This is a genomic window from Nocardiopsis sp. TNDT3 (genome assembly GCF_003427465.1).
Lineage (GTDB): Bacteria > Actinomycetota > Actinomycetes > Streptosporangiales > Streptosporangiaceae > Nocardiopsis > Nocardiopsis dassonvillei.
Genome location: NZ_QPFC01000549.1, coordinates 1 through 4,376, shown reverse-complemented (window position 1 = coordinate 4,376; position 4,376 = coordinate 1). Strand labels below are relative to the sequence as shown.

General features: G+C 73.2%; 7 protein-coding genes. 1 reads left to right on the top strand and 6 read right to left on the bottom strand.

Going from position 1 to position 4,376, the window contains the following annotated elements:
* Positions 1–51: 51 nt before the first annotated feature.
* The 6 genes from DQW06_RS14210 to purU form a co-directional block, all read right to left on the bottom strand.
* Positions 52–657 carry a DUF6286 domain-containing protein gene (locus DQW06_RS14210; protein ID WP_013151471.1) on the bottom strand — a complete coding sequence of 202 codons (606 nt, stop codon included), beginning with the start codon at positions 655–657 and terminating at the stop codon, positions 52–54.
* 1 nt (position 658) lies between these two features.
* On the bottom strand, positions 659–1,033 hold the full coding sequence (locus tag DQW06_RS14205) for a hypothetical protein (protein ID WP_013151470.1): 375 nt from the start codon (positions 1,031–1,033) through the stop codon (positions 659–661).
* A gap of 17 nt (positions 1,034–1,050) precedes the next feature.
* Positions 1,051–1,224 carry a hypothetical protein gene (locus tag DQW06_RS29240; protein WP_198662447.1) on the bottom strand — a complete coding sequence of 58 codons (174 nt, stop codon included), beginning with the start codon at positions 1,222–1,224 and terminating at the stop codon, positions 1,051–1,053.
* Between the two features lie 37 nt (positions 1,225–1,261).
* A complete protein-coding gene (locus DQW06_RS14200; RefSeq protein ID WP_013151468.1) occupies positions 1,262–1,582 on the bottom strand; it encodes a hypothetical protein in 321 nt (106 codons plus the stop codon).
* Positions 1,582–2,052, bottom strand: a complete 471-nt coding sequence (locus DQW06_RS14195) for an Asp23/Gls24 family envelope stress response protein (protein ID WP_081461688.1) — start codon at positions 2,050–2,052, stop codon at positions 1,582–1,584. Before DQW06_RS14195 ends, DQW06_RS14200 begins: the two co-directional genes overlap by 1 nt.
* Positions 2,053–2,409: 357 nt before the next feature.
* Entirely contained in the window at positions 2,410–3,297 is an 888-nt protein-coding gene (purU, locus tag DQW06_RS14190) for a formyltetrahydrofolate deformylase (RefSeq protein WP_013151466.1), read from the bottom strand.
* Positions 3,298–3,475: 178 nt separating this feature from the next.
* Between purU and DQW06_RS14185 the strand changes: the two genes are divergently transcribed.
* On the top strand, positions 3,476–4,376 hold a 901-nt coding region (locus tag DQW06_RS14185; RefSeq protein ID WP_117198613.1), incomplete at its 3' end, for an alanine racemase.

Here is a 4,376-nt window from a genome sequence, read left to right as displayed (position 1 = left end):
GCCCCCACCGGTTTCCCCGCGCCGACCTGCGCGACCTGTCACCAGCCATGGTCAACCCTCCGCGTACCGCACGTGGGTGGCGATCCGCATGCTGCGCAGCGGCGCCAGCTCCTCCAACCGCCGCTCCACTGCCGCGGTCACCTCGGCGGGCAGCCCCGCCGACCCGCGCATCCCGGTGCGCGCGTGCACCCGGATCCTGTTGCCGCGCACCGTCACGTGCACGCCGTCGACGCCGCTGACGCCCTCGGCCGCGGCGGCCACCGCCCGGCGCAGCGCGGGCCGGGTCAGCCCCACCACCAGGGCGGGGTCGTCGGTGCGCAGGGCCGTCCAGCGCCCCCGTCCGGGGGCCAGGGCTGCCACGATCAGGGCCAGCCCGATCAGCGCCAGGACCGCCGAGGCGATCTGCACCGACGGCATCGACCAGGTCGTGGTCGCCGCGTACCCGCTGGCCGCGCCGACCGGGATCAGCCCCAGCGGGCTTCCCGCCAGGGCCGAGATCACCTCGGCGGCGGCCACGACGGCCACGAGGAGGATCACGAAGCCCGTGATCACCGCGGGCCAGGACCGCCGCGGACGGAACGTGTGGACGGCCACCCGCCTGGCCCGGCGGTCGACGCCCTGGTCGGGGCGTCCGAGCACCTCTTCCACGGTGGTCATGTCAGCGCACCAACTCCGCGATCTCGATGTCGATGTGGTGGACCCGTTTTCCGGTGATCTGCTCGATCCGCCGCCCGACGTGCCCGCGCACCCGTGCGGCGACCTCGCGCACCGAGTGCGGGTAGCGGACGCCGACCCTCAGCCTGAGCAGCACGACCTCGCCGCTCACCCGGGCCCGCGCCGTGCGCGACCGGGCGGGGAGGGCGCCGGGGACCTCGCGGACCGCACGCGCGGCCGCCTTCTCGACCACACCGGGTTCGATGACGGTGCGGCCGCCGGGGTCGCGTCCTCCCCCGCCCCCGCTCCGCTCCCGGGCGACCTCGTCGCCCGGGCGTTCCCTCTGTCGGGGAACCGTACTGGTCCGCACTCCGGCCACGTCCGCTCCCTCACATCTCAGGCGGAGCGCCGCGAGAACATCGCGGTGAGGTCGATCTCGCCCTCCATCGTCCGACCGGCGACGAACCCCGCGAGCCCCAGGATCAGGACCAGCGCGAAGGCCGTGAACCCGCCGAACGCGGCGGCAAGACCCAGTACCGTCCCGTAGGACAGTCCGACGATGGGCCACATGGCTTCCCCCTCTTGTCCAGCACCCGATGCTGCCTGCTCAACCACCCGTACGGGCGCCGTCCCGCAGTCCCGCGACCACGTCCTCCACGGACACGTGGACGGTACGGCCCCCGGCGACCGGGGTCAGGCCGCGGCGCAGCTCGGCGGCGATCTCCGGCAGGGGCCGCCCGAACCGGACCACGACGCCGACCTCGACGCTGTCGTCGCGTACCGCCACCCCCAGGACCCGTCCTCCGGGGACGGGCGTGGTCAGCGTGCCGAAACCCCCCGAGGACAGCTCCACCACGTCCGGGAAGCGCTCGGCCTCCCGCACCAGGCGCCGGGCGACCTCGCCCGGGTCCCCGTCGGCGGCCGCCATCACTGCACCCGGGGCGCGGACTCGCCGTCGTCCTCGCCGCGGTCGTCGTCGGGCAGGTGGATGTCGTCCACCCGGATGTTGATCTCGGTGACCTCCAGCCCGGTCATGCGCTCCACCGCCGAGGTGACGTTGCGGCGCACGGCCGCGGCCAGGTCCTGGATGGCGGCTCCGTACTCGACGACCAGGTCGATGTCGACGGCGGCCTGGCGCTCGCCCACCTCGACCGAGACGCCCCGCGCGACCGAGCCGCTGTCGCCGCCCCGGGTCACCACGTCCCTGACCGCGCCGACCGCACGCGCGGTCCCGCCGCCCATGGCGTGGACGCCGCCGATCTCACGCGCGGCCATGCCGGCGATCTTGGCGACCACGCCGTCCGCGATCTGGGTGCGCCCGCCCTCATCGCGCGAGGAGTCCCCCCGGCTGGTCCGGCCCGACTCGCGGGCTCCCGGCACCTTGGTCTCGGTTCTCATGTCCGTCACTGGGTCCCCCTACGCAGTGTGCGGGCCGCACGGACGGTCGCGGCGCCGAAGGCGTCCCCGGACCGCTCCCCGCGTCTTCCCGGCGGATGTGCCCTCCCAGAGGGCCGGACCGAAACCCGGGCCCGTGTCCTGGCCGGAAGGATGTCGAACTGACCACACCATATACATACACACTGTATCCGACAAAGCACTGTGAGTAATTTTTCCTGGTCGGAACGGGCAAGGTCAGTCCCATCTCCGACCCAAAACAGCGTCGAGGATCTGGTCGGGGCAGGAAAACGCACGGGGGCGCCCTCGGGCGCCCCCGTGCGCGGACCGCACCCCGCCGCCGCGCGGCGGGCGTCCGGCTCAGCCGAAGATGACCGTCTTGTCCCCGTTGAGCAGTACGCGGCGCTGCGCGTGCCAGTTGACCGCGCGCGCCAGCGCCACCGACTCCAGGTCCCGGCCGATCGCCGTGAGCTGCTCCGGGCTGTGCGTGTGGTCCACCCGGGACACCTCCTGCTCGATGATCGGGCCCTCGTCGAGGTCGGCGGTGACGTAGTGGGCGGTCGCGCCGATCAGCTTCACACCGCGCGCGTGGGCCTGGTGGTAGGGCCGGGCGCCCTTGAAGCTGGGCAGGAAGGAGTGGTGGATGTTGATGATCCGGCCGGACATCTTGGCGCACAGCTGCTCGGAGAGCACCTGCATGTAGCGCGCCAGGACTACCAGGTCCACGTCGTAGGAGTCGACCAGCTCCAGCAGGCGCGCCTCCTGCTCCTTCTTGCTCCCGGCCGTGACGGGCAGGTGGTGGAAGTCCACGCCGTAGGAGTCGGCCAGGAACTCCAGGTCGGGGTGGTTGGAGACCACGGCGGCGATGTCGGCGTCCAGCAGGCCGCTGCGCTGGCGGTAGAGCAGGTCGTTGAGGCAGTGGCCGAACTTGGACACCATCACGATCATGCGCGGGCGCACGTCGCGGGGGTTGAGGGTCCACTCCACGAACGCGTCGCCGCCCCGGCCGCCGAAGTCGCCCGCCAGCGCCGCGAAGGCGCCGCGCAGGACGTCCTCCCCCACCACGCCGTCGCCGCCCCGCTCCGCCACGAACTGCATCCGCAGGAAGAAGCGCCCCGTGTAGTGGTCGCCGTACTGCTGACTCTCGGTGATGTTGCAACCGTGGTCGGACAGCAGGTTGGCCACAGCGGCGACGATGCCCCGGCTGTCGGGGCACGAAAGGGTCAGGACGTACTCACGCTCACTCATGGAAAGAACCACTCCCGGGGTCGGACGGCTGATCAGCCGTGACACCCCAGGGTATCGCCCCCGCGACACCGGGGGCCGGTTGTCGCGAGGTCGTCCGCGGACCGCCCGCCACGGGGGTACCGGGTCCCCTTTTCCGCCGAGAATATGAAAGACATTCATGTTCTGGCATGCTCAGGACATGACAAGTCTGCGCGAAACGTACGAGTCCGCCACACGCGGACTCGAAGCCCCCTTCGCCCTCGTCGACCTCGCCGCCCTGCGCTCCAACGCGGCCGACCTGACCCGCCGCGCCCACGGCAGGCCCATCCGGATCGCCAGCAAGTCCGTGCGCAGCCGCGAACTGCTGCGCACCGTCCTCGCCCTGCCCGGCTACGCGGGCGTCATGGCCTTCACCCTGCCCGAGGCCCTCTGGCTGGCCACCGGCGACCGCCCCCTCAGCGACGACGTCCTCGTCGCCTACCCCACCGTCGACCGCCAGGCCCTGGCCAGGCTCGTGCGCGACCCCCGCGCCGCCCGCGCGATCACCCTGATGGTGGACGACACCGCGCACCTGGACCTGATCGGCGCCGCCGTCGCCGACGCCGCCGAATCCCGCGGCCCCGACGCCCCGCCGGTCCGGGTGTGCCTGGACGTCGACACCAGCTGGCAGCCCGTGGGACCGCGCCTGCGCGTGGGCACCTACCGCTCCCCCGTGCGCACCCCGGCCCAGGCCGCCGCGTTCGCCCGCGCGGTCGCGGCCCGCCCCGGACTGGAGCTGGACGGGATCATGGCCTACGAGGGCCAGATCGCCGGGGTGGGCGACGCCCCGCCCGGCAGACCGCTCTACGGACGCCTCCTGCGCGCCGTCCAGCGCCGCTCGGCCGTGGAGCTGGCCAAGCGCCGCGCCGCCATCGTCCACGCCGTCAGGGAGGTCGCCGACCTGCGCTTCGTCAACGGCGGCGGCACCGGCAGCCTGCACACCACCGGCCGGGAGAGGGCCGTGACCGAGCTGGCGGCGGGCTCGGGGCTCTACCACCCGCACCTGTTCGACCACTACCGCTCCTTCGGCGGACGCCCCGCCGCCCTGTTCGCGCTCCCCG